17 protein-coding genes and 1 tRNA gene are annotated in these 17,698 nt (G+C 62.4%); 7 read left to right on the top strand and 11 right to left on the bottom strand.

Annotated features, from left to right (window positions below; translation table 11 throughout):
* Window positions 1–35 precede the first annotated feature (35 nt).
* Window positions 36–1,307 (top strand): lysophospholipid transporter LplT, encoded by a 1,272-nt coding sequence (gene lplT / locus CEJ45_RS03520; RefSeq protein ID WP_088753831.1) that lies wholly within the window; start codon window positions 36–38, stop codon window positions 1,305–1,307.
* Between the two features lie 33 nt (window positions 1,308–1,340).
* Here lplT and CEJ45_RS03515 read toward each other — a convergent pair whose 3' ends face one another.
* Genes CEJ45_RS03515 through tsaB form a run of 4 tightly spaced genes read right to left on the bottom strand, consistent with a single transcriptional unit; the run spans window position 1,341 to window position 4,597 of the window.
* Window positions 1,341–2,351 carry a DUF1853 family protein gene (locus tag CEJ45_RS03515; RefSeq protein WP_088754029.1) on the bottom strand — a complete coding sequence of 337 codons (1,011 nt, stop codon included), beginning with the start codon at window positions 2,349–2,351 and terminating at the stop codon, window positions 1,341–1,343.
* 13 nt (window positions 2,352–2,364) lie between these two features.
* Window positions 2,365–3,384 carry a uracil-DNA glycosylase gene (locus tag CEJ45_RS03510; RefSeq protein WP_088753830.1) on the bottom strand — a complete coding sequence of 340 codons (1,020 nt, stop codon included), beginning with the start codon at window positions 3,382–3,384 and terminating at the stop codon, window positions 2,365–2,367.
* Window positions 3,381–3,875 (bottom strand): ribosomal protein S18-alanine N-acetyltransferase, encoded by a 495-nt coding sequence (rimI, locus tag CEJ45_RS03505; RefSeq protein WP_088753829.1) that lies wholly within the window; start codon window positions 3,873–3,875, stop codon window positions 3,381–3,383. The genes CEJ45_RS03510 and rimI overlap by 4 nt, the downstream gene beginning before the upstream one ends.
* Before the next feature lie 2 nt (window positions 3,876–3,877).
* The gene (gene tsaB, locus CEJ45_RS03500) at window positions 3,878–4,597 is read right to left on the bottom strand and encodes a tRNA (adenosine(37)-N6)-threonylcarbamoyltransferase complex dimerization subunit type 1 TsaB (protein ID WP_088753828.1); all 720 of its coding nucleotides are present in this window, start codon (window positions 4,595–4,597) and stop codon (window positions 3,878–3,880) included.
* A gap of 111 nt (window positions 4,598–4,708) precedes the next feature.
* Between tsaB and CEJ45_RS03495 the strand changes: the two genes are divergently transcribed.
* Entirely contained in the window at window positions 4,709–5,137 is a 429-nt protein-coding gene (locus CEJ45_RS03495) for a thioredoxin family protein (protein ID WP_088753827.1), read from the top strand.
* 36 nt (window positions 5,138–5,173) lie between these two features.
* Here the strand turns inward: CEJ45_RS03495 and CEJ45_RS03490 are convergent, their stop codons facing one another.
* Window positions 5,174–6,085, bottom strand: a complete 912-nt coding sequence (locus tag CEJ45_RS03490) for a LysR family transcriptional regulator (RefSeq protein ID WP_088753826.1) — start codon at window positions 6,083–6,085, stop codon at window positions 5,174–5,176.
* Window positions 6,086–6,334: 249 nt separating this feature from the next.
* Between CEJ45_RS03490 and CEJ45_RS03485 the strand changes: the two genes are divergently transcribed.
* The 3 genes from CEJ45_RS03485 to CEJ45_RS03475 all read left to right on the top strand — a co-directional run bounded on the left by CEJ45_RS03485 (window position 6,335) and on the right by CEJ45_RS03475 (window position 8,632).
* Window positions 6,335–6,613 carry a DUF4148 domain-containing protein gene (locus tag CEJ45_RS03485; RefSeq protein ID WP_088753825.1) on the top strand — a complete coding sequence of 93 codons (279 nt, stop codon included), beginning with the start codon at window positions 6,335–6,337 and terminating at the stop codon, window positions 6,611–6,613.
* A gap of 528 nt (window positions 6,614–7,141) precedes the next feature.
* Entirely contained in the window at window positions 7,142–8,395 is a 1,254-nt protein-coding gene (locus CEJ45_RS03480; protein WP_088753824.1) for an aspartate kinase, read from the top strand.
* A gap of 143 nt (window positions 8,396–8,538) precedes the next feature.
* Window positions 8,539–8,632: transfer RNA gene (locus tag CEJ45_RS03475), tRNA-Ser, on the top strand.
* A 159-nt stretch (window positions 8,633–8,791) separates the two neighbouring features.
* On the opposite strand, the gene sodC is transcribed toward CEJ45_RS03475, so the two are convergent.
* The 6 genes from sodC to rph all read right to left on the bottom strand — a co-directional run bounded on the left by sodC (window position 8,792) and on the right by rph (window position 15,727).
* Window positions 8,792–9,328, bottom strand: a complete 537-nt coding sequence (gene sodC / locus CEJ45_RS03470; protein WP_088753823.1) for a superoxide dismutase family protein — start codon at window positions 9,326–9,328, stop codon at window positions 8,792–8,794.
* A gap of 256 nt (window positions 9,329–9,584) precedes the next feature.
* Window positions 9,585–11,666 carry a putative bifunctional diguanylate cyclase/phosphodiesterase gene (locus CEJ45_RS03465; RefSeq protein WP_088753822.1) on the bottom strand — a complete coding sequence of 694 codons (2,082 nt, stop codon included), beginning with the start codon at window positions 11,664–11,666 and terminating at the stop codon, window positions 9,585–9,587.
* A gap of 5 nt (window positions 11,667–11,671) precedes the next feature.
* A complete protein-coding gene (locus CEJ45_RS03460) occupies window positions 11,672–12,871 on the bottom strand; it encodes an EAL and HDOD domain-containing protein (RefSeq protein WP_088753821.1) in 1,200 nt (399 codons plus the stop codon).
* Window positions 12,872–13,013: 142 nt separating this feature from the next.
* Window positions 13,014–14,258: a radical SAM family heme chaperone HemW gene (hemW, locus tag CEJ45_RS03455; RefSeq protein WP_088753820.1), complete on the bottom strand. Its 1,245-nt coding sequence runs from the start codon at window positions 14,256–14,258 to the stop codon at window positions 13,014–13,016.
* Entirely contained in the window at window positions 14,255–14,845 is a 591-nt protein-coding gene (gene rdgB / locus CEJ45_RS03450) for an RdgB/HAM1 family non-canonical purine NTP pyrophosphatase (protein WP_088753819.1), read from the bottom strand. Before rdgB ends, hemW begins: the two co-directional genes overlap by 4 nt.
* A gap of 153 nt (window positions 14,846–14,998) precedes the next feature.
* Complete coding sequence (gene rph / locus CEJ45_RS03445; RefSeq protein WP_088754028.1) at window positions 14,999–15,727, bottom strand: ribonuclease PH; 729 nt, start codon at window positions 15,725–15,727, stop codon at window positions 14,999–15,001.
* A gap of 317 nt (window positions 15,728–16,044) precedes the next feature.
* Here rph and CEJ45_RS03440 point away from each other — a divergent pair, with 317 nt between their 5' ends.
* Complete coding sequence (locus CEJ45_RS03440) at window positions 16,045–16,959, top strand: YicC/YloC family endoribonuclease (RefSeq protein ID WP_088753818.1); 915 nt, start codon at window positions 16,045–16,047, stop codon at window positions 16,957–16,959.
* 83 nt (window positions 16,960–17,042) lie between these two features.
* A complete protein-coding gene (gene gmk, locus CEJ45_RS03435; RefSeq protein ID WP_039788345.1) occupies window positions 17,043–17,681 on the top strand; it encodes a guanylate kinase in 639 nt (212 codons plus the stop codon).
* Window positions 17,682–17,698: the final 17 nt, after the last annotated feature.

Below are 17,698 nucleotides of genomic sequence, written 5' to 3'. Positions count from 1 at the left end.
ACCCGGACATCATTTGTTATACATCTTGGACAGGGATGAATCGCGGTTTCTATACCATCATGGCGGCGCAGTTCTTTTCGTCGCTCGCCGATAACGCGCTGCTGATCGCCGCCATCGCCCTACTTGCCGAAATGCATTCGCCAGCGTGGATGACCCCGCTGCTGAAGCTGTTTTTCGTGCTTTCCTATGTGCTGCTGGCGGCCTTCGTGGGCGCCTTCGCCGACGCCTTCCCCAAGGGCAAGGTCATGCTGATCACCAACATGATCAAGATCGTTGGCTGCTCCCTCATGTTCTTTACCGTGCATCCCTTGCTGGCCTATGCGGTGGTCGGCTTCGGTGCGGCAGCCTATTCGCCGGCCAAGTACGGGATCCTCACCGAACTCCTGCCGCCGGAAAAACTGGTGGCTGCCAACGGCTGGATCGAGGGGCTCACGGTGGGTTCCATCATCATGGGTACAGTCCTGGGCGGAGCGCTGGTCAATCCCAAGATTTCGGCGGTGATCCTCAGCTTCGATTTCCCGATGATCGACCTGCCCATCGATACCCCGACCGAAGCGGCGCTGTGCATCATCTCCTGCATCTACATCGTCGCCGCCCTCTTCAATTTCTACATTCCTGATACCGGTGCCCGCTACGAGCACCAGGAACGCAATCCCATCCGCCTCATCGTCGATTTCGCCGGCTGCTTCACCACCCTGTGGAAGGACAAGCTGGGCCAGATCTCGCTGGCCGTGACCACGCTCTTCTGGGGCGCGGGCGCGACGCTGCAGTTCATCGTCCTCAAATGGGCGGAAAAGTCACTGCACATGCCCCTGGACAAGGCTGCCATCCTGCAGGGCATCGTCGCCGTGGGCGTGGCCCTGGGCGCGGTCGCCGCCGCCCGCTTCGTGCCGCTGAAGAAATCGCTGACGGTGATGCCGCTGGGCATCATCATGGGGATCGTGGTGATGCTGATGACCACCACCACCTCGGTGTGGGTAGCCTATCCGCTGCTGGTGATCGTGGGAGCGCTTTCCGGTTACTTCGTGGTACCGATGAATGCCCTGCTGCAACACCGCGGCCACGTGCTCATGAGCGCGGGCCATTCTATTGCCGTCCAGAACTTCAATGAGAACCTCTCCGTGCTGACCATGCTGGTGCTGTATGCCTTCATGGTGCGCATGAATCTCGATGTGAATACCGTCATCATCATCTTCGGCTCCTTCGTGGCCGGCATCATGTATCTCATCATGCGCCGCCATGCTGCCAACCAGCGCGAGCATGACTCGCTGGCGCTGATCGGCGAAGACAAGCATCCCCACCACTGATTTTTCGATGGATTGAAGGTCTGGACCGGCGGTTCAGACCGGCACGATGGCGTGCTGCACCGTGGCCGCAGCACGCGCTTGCCACTGCGGCGGCACGACGAAACCGCGCATGACTTCCAGCCAATGCGGTTCTGAACTTTCCTTCAAGCGGCATTGCGCCACCATGACGGGGCTGTCGTCAGCCGTGAACATTTCTTCCAACCGGACCAGCAGCTGCGCCAGCGACATGCACTGCCCTGCTGGCAGGCGGGCCGGCGCCAACCAGGACAGGCGCGGCAAGACGGCGTAGCCTGTGGTGCCATCGTCGACGCCCGGCAGCGCGGCTGCATCGCACCAGAAGCCCCGGCAATGTTCGGCGGCGATGCCCATGGCCGGCGGCAGGCTCAGCGCCGCATCCAGCGGATAGAACAGCCATCCCTTGACCAGCGCGCGCGCCGCGACCACGGGCGCCGGCAGGACCGCCTGCGCGGCCGGATGTTCGGAAAGCTTCAACTGCTGATCCATGATCTTGCGCATCTTGCGGCCCAGCGAGTCGGCCAGATTGGGTCCGACGAAGGCATCCGCCTGCGCCGTCGCGGCGAGCTGCCGCGCCTGCAAGAGATAGAACTTGGTGGCGAACTCCCAATGCACCACGCCGGCATCGCTTTCCGCCTCGGGGGATCGGACCAGGAAATCGAATTCGCCCAGCGTCTCCCGGGTCGCTCCCTGGTTGCGCACTTGCAAATTGGCAGCGACCAGGCAGTCCTGCTGGCGCAGATAGAAGCCGAGCAGCTTTTCAGCGTAGCGACCGAGGCGCCCTGACGGCTGTTGCGCCAGATGGGCGTGCAAGGCCGCATTCATGGCCGGATCGTATTGCAGGTCATGCAGCCAGCCGGCCACTTCGGGCGACAGCTGGCCCAGCGTGGCGACCCGTCCATCCCAGCAGGCAGCCTCCGGGGCCAGCAGATCGGGGGCATACAGCAGCCAGGCCAATGCCCGCACGTGCGGGTCGCGCAGGTCGGGCCAGCGCTGGTGGAAGCGCGCCTGATGCGTGGTCAGGTCCATGCCGGGCATGGGGTCAGCGGGCTTGCGAAGCGTAAGTGCTCATGGCCAGGCACAGGTCTGCCCAGGCCTTGCTCTTGTCGGTGAGCGTGCGCAGCAGATAGGCCGGGTGGTAGGTCACCACCAGCGGCAAGTCCTGGTAGCGATGCACCGTGCCGCGCAGGCGCGAAACCGGCGTGGCCGGATCCATGCCCAGGAGCGAAATGGCCGCCGTCTTGCCCAGCGCCACCAGTACGGTTGGCTGGATCAGTTCGATCTGGCGCTGCAGGTAAGGCAGGCAGGAGGCTACTTCCTGCGGCGAGGGCGGACGGTCGCGGCCGTTGTCATCAGTGGGTCGGCATTTGACGATGTTGGCGATGTAGGCGTTCTCACCGCGTTTGACCCCCATGGACAGCAGCATGTTGTCCAGCAGCTTGCCGGCAGGACCGACGAAAGGTTCACCCTGTTGATCTTCATTGCGGCCGGGGCCTTCGCCGATGAAGAGCCATTTGGCTTTTTCGTCGCCTACGCCGAAGACGGTATTCTTGCGGCCTTCGCACAGGCCGCAGCGGCGACATTCGGAAACCTGCTGCTTGAGCTGCGGCCAATCCATGGTCTTGATGCGGGCGATCAGGGGGTCGACGGCGGGGGCGTCTTCCTCGTCATCGCCGTCCGGAATCAGCATGGGTTCGAGCGCGGTACCGAAGTCCATCTCATCCAGCCAGGACGGCGGACCGCCCTCTTCCTCGGACGGTGCTCGCGTACGGGCGGGCGCGGCGGGAGCCGGGCGTGCAGCAGGAATGGTCGGTTGTGCGACCGGCGCAGCGACGGGCAGCTTGGCTTCGGCCACGACGGGCTCGGGAGCGATGACTTGGGGCGCCTCGACGGCTGCAGCGGGCACGGCCGCAACCGAGTCCTGGGCAGGCACTTGCGCATGTGCGGCCTGGACTTCCTCCACCGCCAGTTCACGCCGCACCCAGACCGGGCCGATGCCCAGCGCATCCAGCAGGGCCAGGGAGGAGCCGAAGCCCGGATCTTGTTTCAATTCTTCACTCATAAGGGCAGGCTCATGACGATAGCCCCTTCTCGGGTCTGGTTGGCGGCGGGATAGTAATTCTTGCGCCGCCCGATTTCGGCAAAACCATACTGGCGGTACACCTTCGCCGCATGCACGTTGGATTCACGCACCTCCAGCAGCATGGTGTGCATGCGGTGCTGGCGCGCCAGCGAGGTCGCATGGTCCAGCAGCATGCGGCCCAGCCCTTGGTGCTGATGCAGGGCAGCCACGCTGATATTGAGCAGGTGGGCTTCATCCACGGCCAGCATCACCAGGAAATAGCCCAGCAATTCGCCGTGGGCGTCACGCAGGGTCTGCGCCTGGTAACCACTGTAGAGCGAGTCCTGGAAGTTGCCGCGGGTCCAGGGATGGGAATAGACGGCCTCTTCGATGCTGAGCACCGCATCCAGGTCGGCCGCACCCATGGCCGCAAAGTGCAGCCGTCCATAGCGCGGATGCACGGCTGGCAAGGGCAGCGCCAGTTCGTCCATGCTCATGCCGCACCCTTGGCGGCATCGCGCACTTCGCGCTCGGCCGTGGTCAGTGCCACCTTGTTGCGCAGGTAAAGCGGCTGCGCCTGCTGTGCCGGCAGCGCCAGGCCTGCACCGAAATGAACCTGGCCCAACGCCGCCACCTGGCGCGCGTGGGGCATCGCCTGCGGATGCACGCTGGCGAAGGCGGCGGTGCAGAAGTCTGCATTGAAATGCTCGGCATACACCGACAAGCCGTTGCCACAGGCATGCGGCCTGCCTTCGACCGGCACCTGGGCGGCCGACGACAAGGCCGGCTCGGCCAGCACCTCCCAACCACCACCGGTGCGGGCGCGGTAGCGCGCCCAATAGACTTCACCCATGCGGGCATCGAGGATGGCCAGCACATCGCTGGCCTGGGCATTGTCATCGCGGCAGGCCTGGGCGGCCGCTTCCAGCGTCACCACCGGAACTACCGGACGGTCGCAGCCAAAGGCCAGTCCCTGCACCACGCCGCAGGCGGTGCGCACGCCGGTGAAGGAGCCCGGGCCCACGCCAAAGGCCAGCGCATCGCACTGCGACAGCGCCAGGCCGGCATCGGCCAGCAATTGCTGGATCATGGGGAGAATGGCGTCGGAGTGGGTCTGGGCGCCTGCAGACTGGCGCGCAATCAGTTCGCCCCGGTGGAGCAAGGCCGCCGAGGCCAGCTCGGTGGAGGTTTCAATGGCAAGAATCGTGGACATCCCGCTATTTTACCGTGCGGCGCGCAATTGTTCGGTGCGTTCGCGTCTATCGTGATCCTTTGTGCGGCAGCGCAAAACCCTTCGCGCCGAAGGGGGTAAAATACACCCGCCATGTCCTACCAGAAATTAGACCAAACCAACCGCCGCACGCTCGCCGAGGCGCTTCGCAACGACACCTGGGTCGTGGCTTGCCTGTGTGCGAACTGGTGCGGCAGCTGCCGCGAATATGAAGCTGCCTTCCAGGCCTGGGCGGCCCGCTATCCTCAGCATCACTTCGTGTGGATCGATATCGAAGACCAGGCTGACCTGGTCGGCGATCTCGACATCGACAACTTCCCCACCCTGCTGATCGAACGGGGCGCCACCGTGGCCTTCTTCGGCCCCATGGAACCGGACACCCGCCTGGCTGAGCGCATCCTGCTGGCCCAGGTTGAGAAAAGTGACGCCGACCTGCAGCGCGAAGCCGCCAGTTCCGCCGAACGCCGCACCTGGCAGGAAGAATGCAGCCTGCTGGACAAGCTGGCCGATGTGATCGGCTGAGGCTTCCCTCAACGCGCGGGGCTTCAGGTTGCGGCGTCAGGTCAGCCAGGGATCGGTCTCCGGGTGCGGGAAGCGCGCACTGATGAAATCGGCAAAGCTGCGCACCTTGGCCGACAAGAGCCGCCGGCTCGGATACACCATTGAAATGACCACCTGGCCCATGTCAAAGCCCGGCAGGACCTGCACCAGCTTGCCGCATCGCAGATCGTCCCCGAGCGAATAGGAAGGCCGCAGCACGATGCCCATGCCGGCCAGGGCCAGGTCGCGCAACAGCACGCCGCTGTTGGAGACCACCTTGCTGACGATGGGCACATCCATCACGCCGGACTCGGTATTGACATGCCAGTGATGGCGCAAATATTCATGCGAGAAGTTAAGGCAGCTGTGGCGCGACAGGTCCTCGGGCTGTTCGGGCGCACCGGCACGCTCCAGGTAGGCAGGTGAAGCACAAAGGATCACCCGGGCTACCCCCAGCTGCCGCACGATCATGCTGGCATCGAACTTTTGCATGCTGCTGAAGAATCCGATATCGATGCCCTCTTCCACCAGGTCGATGGAACGGTCCGAGAGGTGGATGTCCAGCCCCACTTCGGGATAAGCCTGGGTATAGGCAGCCAGCATCTCGCCCAGTTGCGACTGGCCAAATCCGGCGTTCGAATAGATCGCCAGCGTTCCCGCCGGGCGCTTGGTCTCCAGCGACACCAGGGCCTCGGCATCGTCGACCTCGGCCAGGATCATGTGGACCCGCTCCAGATAAGCCTGCCCGGCCTCGGTGAGCGAAAGACGCCGGGTCGAGCGATTGAGCAGGCGCGTACCGAGATGGGCCTCCAGGTCGGCAATGAACCGGGTCGCCACGGCGTTGGAAATGTCGAGCAACTCGGCGGCGCGCACGAAGCTGCCCTGCTCCACCACCTTGGCAAACACCCGCATTGATTGCAGCCGATCCATTTTTCAAGCCCTCGATTGTTCCAGAAAGAGAAATAGTCAATTCCGATTAAACCTATTTTTCTTTGTCTTCGCAATATTTACACTTCAGTCATCGGTTGGCGCAATGCAACAAAGCAACAAGCAACGCACCCACCGGCTTCGCCAAGGCGCCCACGAGTGGGCTTTCCCACAAGGAGAGCATGGATCAGTCCCACGACTCGCCGGCCCCTGGAGAAGAAGACCCCATCAACCCAAACGAAGGACATTATCATGAACATCAAGAACATCATCGTTGCCGCCTCCCTGCTCGCCGCTGCCGGCGCCGCCATGGCTGAAGCCCCGTATCCCCCGGAAACCCCGTTCCAGTCGACCCAGACCCGTGCTGACGTGAAGGCCGAACTGCAACGCGCCCAAGCCAACCATGAAATCGCTTCGCGCAACGAGTACCCGATCATCCACCAGGCTCCCTCGCAGCTGAGCCGCCAGGATGTCGCCAACCAAGTGCAACAAGCCAAGACCTCGGCACAGAACCTCTACACCGGCGCCTGATCGGAACCGATCTGCATCCGGTCCCCGGATGGACCGATTCCAACCCGGCAGCGTTCCGCACCGGCGCATCCCCCGCGTTACACAGCATGAACGCGAACGAGTGCCTGCCACCTGCGTCTGAACCACCGCATCGGGATCCTGCAAGACCGTAGCCGCTTTACCAGCAGTACCGCAAATACGTACCGCAGCACCATCTGCCATGTCGCCAGCAACAAACGGGCACATGACAGCTGGTGCACCACGCCTGTCTTCCCTCCTCCACGCCATCCCCGCCCAATTTCCTCACCTGCCCTGCCTTTGATGCATGGAGTACGCATTCTCATCGCCCGAGTCTGGCAAATCGTGCGCGCCTTGCCCTGTCAGCGCGCTTTTTTGCTGCGATGCGACATGCAAAAATCCCCGCAAATGCTTGCCAGATCACGCTTTCCCTTGAGATTTTGGCGCACCGCATGTAAAGTCAAGGGTTTGTTCCCTCCGGCCTAGCTAAGGGTTTTCTTGTCAAAGTCGGGCCACCTTTTTTTATCCCCTATGGCTTTATACGTTCACAAATACGGCGGCACCTCGATGGGCTCGATCGAGCGCATCCAGAATGTCGCAAAGCGCGTTGCCAAATGGCACGACGCCGGCCATCAGATCGTTGTCGTGCCTTCGGCGATGTCTGGTGAAACCAACCGTCTCCTGGGCATGGCCAAGGAAATCATGGCCCAGCCCGACGGCCGTGAGCTGGACATGCTGGCCTCGACCGGCGAACAGGTCTCGGTGGCGCTCCTGGCCATCGCCCTGCAGGCGCTGGGCAAGCAGGCCGTCTCCTACGCTGGCTGGCAAGTCCCCATCAAGACCGACTCGGCCTTCACCAAGGCGCGCATCCGCTCCATCGATGATGCCAAGGTCCGCAAGGATCTCAACGCCGGCAAGGTCGTCATCATCACCGGTTTCCAGGGCGTGGACGCCGACGGCAACATCACCACCCTGGGCCGTGGCGGCTCGGATACCTCGGCCGTGGCCGTGGCCGCTGCCATCAAGGCGGCGGAGTGCCTGATCTACACCGACGTCGATGGCGTCTACACGACTGACCCGCGCGTGGTGAGCGATGCTCGCCGCCTCAAGACCGTGACCTTCGAAGAGATGCTGGAAATGGCGTCCCTGGGTTCCAAGGTCCTGCAGATCCGCTCCGTGGAATTCGCCGGCAACTACAAGATGCCGACCCGCGTGCTGTCGTCGCTGACCGACCCGCTCACGCCGCTGGCCGAAGAAGCCGCCTCCGGCACCCTGATTTCGTTTGAGGAAGACAAGAACATGGAACAAGCAACCATCACCGGCATCGCCTTCAGCCGCGACGAAGCCAAGATCACCGTGCTGGGCGTGCCCGATCGTCCGGGCATCGCCTACCAGATCCTGGGCCCGGTGGCCGACGCCAACATCGAAGTGGACATGATCATCCAGAACCAGTCGGTGGAAGGCAAGACCGACTTCACCTTCACGGTGCCGCGCGGCGAATACGCCAAGGCCGTGGAAGTGCTCAACAACAGCGTCAAGGCGCACATCGGTGCGGCTGCCATCAATGGCGACACCAAGGTCTCCAAGGTTTCGGTGGTGGGCGTGGGCATGCGCAGCCATGTGGGTATCGCTTCGCAGATGTTCCGTACGCTGTCGGAAGAAGGCGTGAACATCCAGATGATCTCCACCTCGGAAATCAAGATCTCGGTGCTGATCGACGAAAAGTACATGGAACTGGCCGTGCGCGCCCTGCACAAGGCATTTGACCTGGACAGCGCCAAGTAAATCACGCACGGCGCAAAGCGAAGACCGCACCGGTGAAAAAACAGTGTTTATTTGCAAGACGACTGTTGACCGGATGCAAATGAGAAGATATTATCTCGGTCTTCGCTGAGGCAACGCAGCAATGCGATAACAGCCTTCAGTGTGGAGACGTGGCCGAGTGGTCGAAGGCACTTCCCTGCTAAGGAAGCATACGGGCTTAAACCTGTATCGAGGGTTCGAATCCCTCCGTCTCCGCCAAAGCTTCAAATGAAAAACGGGTCCTGATGGACCCGTTTTTCATTTGTCCTTCCAATATTCCAATATATTCCGCACTCCAAATTTATGCGGCTGCACGAGAGCAATCCAAGGCATGGTGCCTGACCGCCTATCCCGCAGCGCCGCCAGCAGAGCAAAACCTTACTGGATCACCCCGCACGCAAGTCGCACGCCCCCGCCACCCAGCGCAGCCGGATGATCCGAGTGATTATCCCCGCCCACGTGCACCATCAGCGCATGTCCCCGCACTTCAGCCAGCGTCTTCAGGCGCGGCGCCAGCACCGGGTAGTCGGCCTTGCCATCCGCGCTCACGTAAAGGGCAGGCAGGTCTCCCAGATGCCCCTCGCCGTAGGGTCCTTCATGCTTGCCCGTCTTCTGTGGATCCCAATGGCCGCCAGCTGCCAGGGCAGGCTCCATCTTCCCATCCTTCTCCAGTGGCGCGCAGGAAGCGTTCTGGTGTACGTGGAAGCCGTGCACACCGGCGGGCAAGCCCGACAATGCCGGCTGGAACACCAGTCCATACGGCGTCTCGCTGATGGTCACCTCGCCCGCCGCAGCCACCACTCCCTGGCCGTTGACCAGGTTCAGCGGCACCTTGATGGGCGCCTCCGCCGCCATGGCCAGCGATGCTGCAGAGGTGCAGGCCAGCAGGGCCAGCTGTGCAATACGTCGTTTCATGATCGTTCTCCTTCGTTGGTTGTATGGTGAAGAATATGCATTGACACGGCAGCCCGCCAAAAATCAGTGAAATCCGTGATGAAATCTGGACAGCATTCTCCAGTCGGACCGAAATACTTCGAGAGAATGCCCGAAAGTCTCGGATTTCTCACAAGGCGAGCTCCAGCATAGGGCCGCATCCAGCGCAGGACAACACGGAAATCGGGAAGAAAACGCAGGAGACCGGCAGCGCGAAGGCGCTCACCGGCCGGTGGCCTCATTGCCCGGGCAAACCTGCCGCAGGCAGCGCGGACGAAGCCGCCTGCTGCATCACGTTGAGCTTGCGCCCCTCCAGCAGCATGGCATGGAAGTCCGCCGCCGGAATGGGGCGCGAGAAGAGGAAGCCCTGCAATTCGTTGCAACCGGCTTCGCGCAGGAAGTTGAATTGCTTTTCAGTCTCCACCCCTTCGGCGATGACCTTGTGGCGCAATTGCTTGGCGATGCCGATGATGGCGCTGGCAATGGCGCAGTCATTGGTATCGTCAGGGATGCCCATGGTGAAGGAACGGTCGATCTTGAGCGTATTGATGGGGAAGCGCTTCAGGTACGAGAGGCTGGAATAGCCGGTCCCGAAGTCATCCAGCGAAATCGTGATGCCCAGGCTGCAGATCTTTTCCATGATGGAAATGACGCGATCGGTGCTGTGCATCAGCATGCTCTCGGTGATTTCCAGCTCCAGCCAGTCGCCGCTGAGCGCATGCCGGTTCAGGGCCGCACGAACACGGTCCGGCAGGGAGCGGGTGAATTCGCGCGCCGTCACGTTCAGGGCGATGCGGATCGGTGCCAGGCCGGCTTCTTTCCACGAGCGCGCCTGGCGGCATACGGCGTCCAGCACCCAATCGCTCAACTGCACGATCAGGCCGGTTTCTTCAGCAATCGGGATGAATTCACCCGGCAGCAGCAATCCGCGCTCCGGATGCTGCCAGCGCACCAGGGCCTCGCCACCGGTGATGGCCAGGGTGTTCATATCCACCTTGGGCTGGTAGTACAGCAGCAATTCGTTGTATTCGAAGGCGTGCAGCAAACCGGTTTCGATGCGCAACAGGTCCAGCGTGTTGCGATTCATCTCTTCGCTGTAATAGACGTAGCCGTTTTCATTGTTGTCGCCACCCTGCTTGGCCCGGTACATGGCGATGTCGGCCAGGCGCAGCAGGGTTTCGGTATCGCTGGCATCTTCCGGATACATGCTCACGCCAATGCTGGCGCCCACGCGCAACTCGTGGCCATCGATGAAGAATGGATCATCGAAGACGGCCAGCAGTTTCTGGGCCACGAAGCCGGGATGGTAATCCTTGTCGATATCGAACAGGGCCACCGCAAATTCGTCGGCGCCCAGGCGCGCCACCACATCCTGCTCGCGCAAGGCGCGGCGCAAGCGCAGGGCCACCTCCACCAGCAGCATGTCGCCGGCCACATGGCCCAGCGTATCGTTGATGGGCTTGAAGCGATTCAGGTCGATAAACATCACGCAGCCGTGCATGCTTTCATGGCGGGCTTCGGTAAGCGCCTGATCCACGGTGCGGGTGAGCAAGGTGCGGTTGGGCAAGCCCGTCAAGGCATCGTAATAGGCCAGGTGATGGATCAGCTTTTCCGCATTCTTGCGTTCGGTGATGTCGTTCAGATAGCCGATCAGGCCGATCGGATGGCCGCTCTGGTCACGCATGACCGACAACGACAGGCTGGCCCAGAACACCTCGCCGGACTTCTTGCGGCGACGCACCTCCATCTCGCGGCCACCCTGCTCCAGGAACAGGTCGTGCAGCGAATCCTCTTCCTCTTCGTTCTCGTAGAGGAAGAGCACATTGCGGCCGATGGCTTCCAGCGCGCTGTAGCCGAAGAGCTGCTCGGCGCCGCGGTTCCAGCTGGTGATGAAACCGGCCGGGTCCATGGTGATGACCGACTCGTGCATCTGGTTCAGGATCTGGGCCTGCTGCTCCAGCTTGGCTTCGATCTGGTCCAGCGAACGGGCGCGCTTGTCGGTCTCGGCACGGCGTTGCATCAGGCGCCCCAGGAAGGCCGCCAGCATCGCCAGGCGCGTACGCTCCAGTTCCGTGTAAGGACGGATCAGGGCCGGGAAGACGAAGTAGCCGAACTGTGCATCCTCATGCTCAACCACCTGGCACAGCCCATCGGGTGTCACGGCGGGCAGGCTGACCACGAAGCGTCCGCCCGGACGCTTGAGCAAGCCGGATGCAATCCCTCCGAGCGCGGCGTGCAAGGCCATGCCCTGCAGGTTCTGCATGGCGTCCAGCAGTGCCGAACAGCATGCCAGATCGTCAGTGCCCACGGAGGAGATCATCGTAATCACGCCTCGGTGCTGACGCGTGTGGCCCAATTGAAGGCCTGGATGAGACAACGGCAATACACCTCGGCATCGAGGCCGGCGGCATCCAGGTCGACATGGCGCAGGGGAATGCGGCCGTCTTCGGAGCGCTCCACCACATCGAGCAGCTTGCCCAGCCGGCCGGTGCGGTATACCAGCGCATTGACGATGTCCAACGGCAGCTTGAGCGGCTCGATGATGTCGTTCAAGGGCATGCCCAAGAGGATGTCCAGCAGGGAAAACATGCCGGTGATGAAGGCGCGATCCAGCTCTTCCTGGGTGCACTCCACCTTCTGTGCCATCGCTTCCATCATGGCGGCGCGGGCAGCCGCGCGCGGCAGCAGCGGATTGGCCGACTCGTCGCCGGGGAAGCGGGCATACAGCAGCAATTGCAGCCAGCGCTGCAGTTGGCGGCGGCCCAGCAGGTTGATGGCCTGGGTGAAATTGGTGATGTGCGCCGAGAAACCGAAGGCCGCCGAGCTGACCAGTTTGAAGAGCTGGTATGACAAGGCCGGATCTTGCTTGAGCAGCGATTCCAGTTCGTTGGCATCGGCGTCGCGCGCCACCAGTTCCAGCAGCTTCAGCAGGCGGGCACGGGAAATCGAATTCTTTTGAGACAGGCGGCTGTCGGGATGCAGCGCATAGTCACCCGAGAACCAACGGAAACCTTCAGCCCGGCAGGCGTCAAACTGAATGGCATCACCGACGTTCTCGGCCAGGTGCGGGCCCCGCAGGCGATGCAGCCATTGTCCGGTTTCAGGCAGGTGGCCCACGCCGGCATCCAGCGCCATCGATTCGACAAAGGGAAATACGCTCGCGCCCTGTGCCGGCAAGCCGTCGGCGATGATGGCAAAGCCCCGGCTGTAAAGCCAGTCCAGCGCATCGATCTTGCCGGGGTCCACGCAATGTTCGACCGGAACCCGCAATGCGAGCTGGCCTTGCGGGATCTCATGCCGGAATTCCGGCGCGAAGATCGCCGGGTCGCGCACCGGAATGATGCAGCTCAGACCACCCAGTGCGTCGTGCAGGTCAAACTCGTTGAACAAGCGAGACAACAACGCATTGTCATCTTCGACCGCCGGTGAAATATGCAGCGACAGCGCGGTCCAGACGTGGTGGACGTCCGCGACGGGCTGCAAAAACACGAGTGGGAATGGAACGCTTTTATCCTGAACAGCCATATTTTTATCGTGGCGCGCCGCATTGATTTGCTGAGACGCTCTGCAATGTTAAAAAACTATTAACAAGTTTCCCAGCAGAATACTTAATTAAAATTAAATTTTTTCTAAATATACCCGATAAAAGGCGGCTTGCAACACGGCTTTACTCTGACAAGAAAATTTCCTGCAAATCATTGAGGAAACGGCGGCCAAGATCAGTCGGCCGGATCAAAGCGTGATCGCGATACAACATGCCTTTTTGCTCTGCCAGATTCAGCGATTTTTCGATCTGGTTCAGGCTCATGCCGGTGCGTTCAGCAAAGAGATTCGGTGAGAATCCCTCCGTCAGGCGCAGGGCATTGAGCATGAATTCAAAGCCCAGGGCATCGCGGCCGATTTCGGCTTCTTCCTGCACCGGGGTCCCGGCCTTGGCGTGCTCCAGATAGGACTGCGGGTGCTTGTAACGCATCTGGCGCACGATGCGGTGCGGGAACGAAAGCTTGGAATGCGCCCCGGCACCGATGCCAAGGTAGTCGCCGAATTGCCAGTAATTGAGGTTGTGGCGGGCGCGCCGCTTGGGCTGGGCGTAGGCCGAGACCTCGTAGTTGACGTAACCGGCGGCGGTGGTCAGTTCGGCGATCATGTCCTGCATGTCAGCGCTGGCATCGTCATCGGGCACCGGCGGCGGGTACTTGGCGAAGAGCGTATTGGGCTCCAGCGTCAGGTGATATAGCGACAGGTGCGGCGGCGCGAAGGCGATGGCCGTTTCGATGTCGGACCGCGCCTCTGCCAGGGTCTGCTGCGGCAGCGCATACATCAGGTCAAGGTTGAAATTGTCGAAGTTGGCCTGGGCGATCTCCACCGCCTTGCGCGCCTGGTCGCCATCATGGATGCGGCCCAGGGCATGCAGGTGCTGGCCGTTGAAGCTCTGGATGCCGATGGACAGGCGGCTGATGCCGCTCTCCCGATAGGACCGGAACTTGTCGGCTTCAAAAGTGCCGGGATTGGCTTCCATGGTGATCTCGATGTCGCCATCGAAGGGCAGCAGGGTGCGCAGGTCCGACAGCAGGCGGTCCAGCCCGGCCGCCGAGAGCAAGCTGGGGGTGCCACCGCCGATGAAGATCGTATGGATCTTGCGGCCCCAGACCAGCGGCAGCGACTGCTCCAGGTCGCTGCGCAGCGCATCCAGGTAGGCCTCTTCCGGGAAACTGCCCTTGACCTCGTGGGAGTTGAAGTCGCAATACGGGCACTTGCGCACGCACCACGGGAAATGCACGTACAGCGACAGCGGCGGCAAGGCCGTCAGTTGCAGGCTGCCGGGCTTCAGGAAGGCCAGCGCGGCCTGGGCCGGACCGCTGGCCGCCTGGCCGGCCGGGAGGTCGGCCGGGATCGGCTTGATGGGGATCATGCCAGCTTCTCGACCAGGGCACGCAAGGCCTGGCCACGGTGCGAGACGGCGTTCTTCTCGGCCGCCGTCAGTTCGGCGGCGGTCTTGCCCAGGGAGGGCAGCAGGAAATACGGGTCGTAGCCGAAGCCGCCCTGCCCGCGCGGCTGGTCGATGATCTCGCCCTTCCAGACACCATCGGCGATCACCGGCTGCGGGTCGTCCGCATGGCGCACGTAGACCAGCACGCAGTAGTAATAGGCGGACTTGTCGGCATGGGCAGCCAGATCAGCGATGAGCTTGGCGTTGTTGTTGGCATCCGACTTGGGTTCGCCGGCGTAGCGCGCGGAAAACACGCCGGGCGCGCCGCCCAGGGCATTGACGCAGACCCCGGAATCATCGGCCAGCGCCGGCAGGCCGGTCAGGCGGGCGGCGTGGCGGGCCTTGGTCAGGGCATTCTCGACGAAGGTGCCGAAAGGTTCCTCGGCTTCGGGTACGTCGAATTCGCCTTGCGGGCGCACGTCCAGTCCGATGTCGCCCAGGAGACTGGCGAATTCCTTCAGTTTGCCGGCGTTGTTGGACGCCATCACGATCTTTTGCTTGGGTTGCATGTCTGGTCCTGATCTTGACGAGGCGCGCGGGATGGGCATGACAGCCCCTGCGCCCCAATGAAAAACGCCATGTCGGTGGAGCACATGGCGTTTTTGTTCACATCGCTTCTTGGCGGCATTGTACGGCGATTTGCGCCGCGACGTGGCCGGGAATTACAGGCCCAGGGCCTGCTTCTGCAGGCCGTTGAGCGTGGCGATGCCTTGCTGGGCCAGGTCCAGCAGGCTGTTGAGCGTGGCGCGGTCGAAGGCGGCGCCTTCGGCGGTGCCCTGCACTTCGACGAAATGGCCGCCATCGGTCATGACCACGTTCATGTCGGTATCGCAATCCGAGTCTTCGAAGTAATCCAGGTCCAGCACCGGCACACCCTGGTAAACGCCCACCGAGATTGCGGCCACGAACTGCTTGACCGGAATGGTTTCGATCAGGCCACGCGACTTCAGTACGTTGAAGGCGTCGTAGGCGGCCACCATGGCGCCGGTAATGGCGGCGGTGCGGGTGCCGCCATCGGCCTGCAGGACATCGCAGTCCAGCTGCAGGGTGCGCTCGCCGAAGGCTTCCAGGTCGAAGGCGGCGCGCAGCGCACGGCCGATCAGGCGCTGGATTTCCTGGGTACGGCCGGATTGCTTGCCCTTGGCCGCTTCGCGGTCCATGCGCGTGTGCGTGGAGCGCGGCAGCATGCCGTATTCGGCGGTCAGCCAGCCCTGGCCTTTACCCTTGAGGAAGCCGGGCACCTTTTCCTCGATGGAGGCGGTGCAGAGCACGCGGGTGTCACCGAACTCAACCAGCACCGAGCCTTCGGCGTGCTTGGTGTACTGGCGGGTCAGGCGCACGTCGCGCAATTGCGAAACGCTGCGGCCGCTGGGGCGATGGGAAGCTGTCATGGTGATCCTTGTCTTGGTCTGGGCGAAGCTGGACGGATGGCGGGTGGCCAATCGGCACCCAAAACCGCCCGTTTGATGTTTTTGATAGCGCGGCGCCGCGAAACTTCATTAAAATGCGGGCTCCGACCGGGTGGCACCCGGGCAGGCCGCACAAGGCGGTGCCGGAACGTTCAAGTCCGGCATTGTAAAGGAACACGATGCCCGCCGTCGCGGCATCGGCCATTTGTCTCGCCTGGCCAACCTGCCCACCCCGCCCGCAACCCTTTTTCGCCGGCGCGCCCTGCTGCGCCGCCCGCCCGCTTTATGGAGTCCCGACCTTGACCATCTACAGCATGACCGGCTACGCCGTCACCACCCGTGAAACCACTGCCGGCACGGTCACCCTGGAAATGAAGAGCGTCAATTCGCGCTTCCTCGACCTGCAGTTCCGCATCAACGATGACCTGCGTGCAGTCGAACCGATGCTGCGCGAAGCCATCATGGGCCGCCTGGTGCGCGGCAAGGTGGAATGCCGCCTGTCCTTCGGCCGCAAGGTCGCCAGCGGCAACAGCCAGGCCCTGAACCACACCCTGGTAGCCCAGCTGGCCAGCCTGCAAGACCAGCTGCGCGCGCAATTCCCCGACGCCGCACCGCTGTCGATCAATGAACTGCTGCGCTGGCCCGGCGTGATGGAAGAGGCCGAGATCAGCCAGGACACCCTGCAGGCCGACATCCTGGCCACCCTGCAGCAGACCCTGGACGCCTTCGTCGAATCGCGCGCCCGTGAAGGCGCGGCCCTGCAGGCCGTGATCCTGGCCCGGGTGGATGCGATGGAAGCTATCGTGGCCCGCATCACCCCGCTGGTGCCGCAACTGGTCGAGCAATTCCAGCAGAAGGCGACCGAACGCATGACCGAAGCCCTGGGCCTGGCCCTGCAGACGCAGAATGGCGCAGCACCGGTAGCCACCCGCGAGGAATCGCTGGAGCGCATCCGCCAGGAAGTGACCCTCTATGGCATCCGCATCGACATCGCCGAAGAGCTGGCGCGCCTGTCGGCCCACCTGGGCGAAACCCGCCACATCCTCAAAAAGGGCGGCCAGGTCGGCAAGCGCCTCGATTTCATGATGCAGGAACTGAACCGCGAAGCCAACACCGTGGGCTCCAAGGCCGCCGTCAAGGAACTGGCCGATGCCTCCATGGAGCTGAAGCTGCTGATCGACCAGATGCGCGAGCAGGTGCAGAATCTGGAATGACGCCGGCCGCACGGCCCCATTCCGACCGATATTGATCGGTTAAATAGTTAAATAGTAATAAGACATTTTTCAGCGAGGACCCCATGCCCGTCCAAAAACCCACTTCCGGTAGCCTCTTCATGGTGGTCGCCCCGTCCGGCGCCGGCAAATCGACCCTGGTCAACGCCCTGCTCAAGCAGGAGCCGGCCATCAAGCTCTCCATCTCCTACACCACCCGCGCACCGCGTCCGGGCGAAGAACATGGCCGTGAATATTATTTCACTGACGTGGAAGATTTCCTGAAGCGCCAGGCGGAAGGCGAATTCCTGGAATGGGCCGAAGTGCATGGCAACTACTACGGTACGTCGCGCCTGATGATTGCCGACCAGATCGCCAACGGCACCGACGTGCTGCTGGAGATCGACTGGCAAGGCGCCCAGCAGGTAAAGAAACAATTTACCAATGCGATCGGGATCTTCATCCTGCCGCCCTCGATCGCCGCACTGGAAGAGCGCCTGAAGAAGCGCGGACAGGACGAGCCGCACGTCATCACCCGCCGCATCCTGGCCGCTGGCGGCGAAATCGCTCACTCGCCGGAGTTCGAATATGTTATTATTAATCAAGAGTTTGCCGTCGCTTTGTCCGAACTGACGGCAATCGTCCAGGCCGCCCGCTGCCGCTTCCCGCAGCAAGCCGCCCGCAATGCCTACCTCTTCACCCAGCTGGGCATCCACGCGAGCTAAACTGCACAAGCCAGACC

The organism is Herbaspirillum aquaticum (genome assembly GCF_002213425.1).
GTDB classification, from domain to species: Bacteria; Pseudomonadota; Gammaproteobacteria; order Burkholderiales; family Burkholderiaceae_D; genus Herbaspirillum; species Herbaspirillum aquaticum.
This window is presented reverse-complemented; position numbering and strand designations above follow the sequence as displayed.